The sequence below is a fragment of the Gilliamella sp. Gris3-2 genome, assembly GCF_001690345.1.
In the GTDB taxonomy this organism is placed as follows: domain Bacteria; phylum Pseudomonadota; class Gammaproteobacteria; order Enterobacterales; family Orbaceae; genus Gilliamella; species Gilliamella bombi.
The window spans coordinates 1-1,936 of the sequence record NZ_LZHB01000078.1 but is presented as its reverse complement, the minus strand read 5'-3'; the positions used below and the strand labels follow the sequence as shown (position 1 = coordinate 1,936).

At 34.7% G+C, this 1,936-nt stretch carries 2 protein-coding genes; both read right to left on the bottom strand.

Going from position 1 to position 1,936, the window contains the following annotated elements:
* Positions 1 to 1,094: ABC transporter transmembrane domain-containing protein (locus tag A9G32_RS11635; RefSeq protein WP_255307076.1), on the bottom strand; the 1,094-nt coding region annotated here is incomplete at its 3' end.
* A 111-nt stretch (positions 1,095 to 1,205) separates the two neighbouring features.
* Positions 1,206 to 1,936, bottom strand: a 731-nt coding sequence (locus A9G32_RS13480) for a calcium-binding protein (RefSeq protein ID WP_304362650.1), incomplete at its 5' end; no start/stop codon positions are given.

The following is a 1,936-nucleotide window of genomic DNA, read 5'->3' as shown; positions in this document are numbered from 1 at the left end:
TTCTGTGTTTTAAAACAGCTTGTTACAAAGTAGGCAATTTGTTCATCCCAACGACGCGTCATATGATTTTCAACTGCCATCGCTTTAACTTGCTCAACACCAGAGATACTTTCAACTAAAAATGCTTGATTTCTAGCACCTTGTTGAAACTGCTCATCAAGACGTCTACGTAACACTGGGGTAATAAAAGCTGATAACATGATATAAGGAATCAATGACACTAAAACAATTAACGTTAGGGGAATACTATAAAACGCCATAATGACAAAAAAAACAATCGCAAAAAGAATATCTAAACAAAGTGTCATTGCACTGCCAGTTAAGAATTCACGTACTGTTTTTAGTTCATAAACACGAGCAACAGTAATACCAACTTGACGGGATTTAAAGTAGCTTAAAGGTAACGAAAGTAGATGTTTATATAGTAACGAACTGAGCATGACATCAATACGTTGAGAGGTATGCGCCATTTGATAATTACGTAGCCCTCCCAAAATCACATCAAAAATCACGATAGTAAACATGCCGATAGCTAACACATCTAATGTTGTTAAACTTTGATGAGCGAGCACTTTATCTACAACTACCTGAAAAAATAATGGTGTAACCAAGGCTAAAATTTGGATAAAAAATGAGGCCAATAAAATTTCGCACATCAGTTTTTTATAGCGCATAAAAGCTTGAAAAAACCATTGGATGTTAAACTCTCGATTAATTGATTCCCATGTAATTCTTTTAGTAAATAAAAACGCACTAATTTTTTCTTGTACCTGTGGCACTATCACTTCTGGCTGTTTTTTGTGAGGAGATTGAATCAGCCATTGACCATCTTTAACTGCTAATAAAACGACATAACCTTGCTGCTTTAAATGGACAATAATAGGCGTCGAAATTTTATTGTTTAGATTTAATTTATCAATATATCGGCATTTTAACCCTGTTTTTTTGACAGCTCTAACAAACTGGAGTGAGATATTATGTTCATCATCAAGATAGAACTGTTCTTGTAACGATTTAGTATTGACCGCTAATCCATAAAATTGAGCGATAATCGTAAATCCTAACCATAAATCATTATACTTTTCTTTTTGCATCAATTTTTCCAAAATAATTCACCACTTAGACCGACAAAACAAACTTAAATTCTAAATAAAAGACAGCCCTTATCAGCTGTCTTTTAATGATTAAAATAAAATCTAAAGATTTTAGACTTTGATTGAAGGACTAAAATGTGGCGATGGATTGGCCAGTATTAACTCATCAGTCACCACATCACTATCATCATCTGATGCAACAAAAGTACTTATACTCTGCGTTATTAATGAAAAATTAGATATAGGTGCATTTGATGAAAATACAGGTAGTGGTATACCATCGTTAATATGAGCGTTAATATCGGCCGCTAACCACGATGAACCATCCGCAAATTGGAAAACATCAATTCGGGAAGACAATCTAGTATCTAGTTTAGTTGAGAACCAATTTTTAATTGTAATAGAATCGGTACCAAATGTTAATAAAAGATCTGTATCCGATTTTTTAATATCAACCATTTTTGCTGAGATCCCTTCACCAAAACGGATCGTATCAACATCAGTTTTTATTCTACTCCAAAAACCGGTGTACCCTAGCTTGCCTTGGTTATCTATTGTGTCGTGACCGTCGCCTAAATTAAACAAGTAAGTATCGTTTCCAGCTCCACCTGATAACAGGTCATTACCTTTACCACCTGTTAAAATATCATTGCCATCACCACCCGACAAAGTATCATTACCATCACCGCCTGTTAAGATATCATTGCCTTTACTGCCTAAAATGATATCGTCACTATCTGTACCGGTCATTACTAAGCCGTTGTTTAATACCTCATCCCACGTTAATTTGGTGCCATCGGCAAATATAAACTCCTCAATAACGTTATAGCTATTAATGTCTG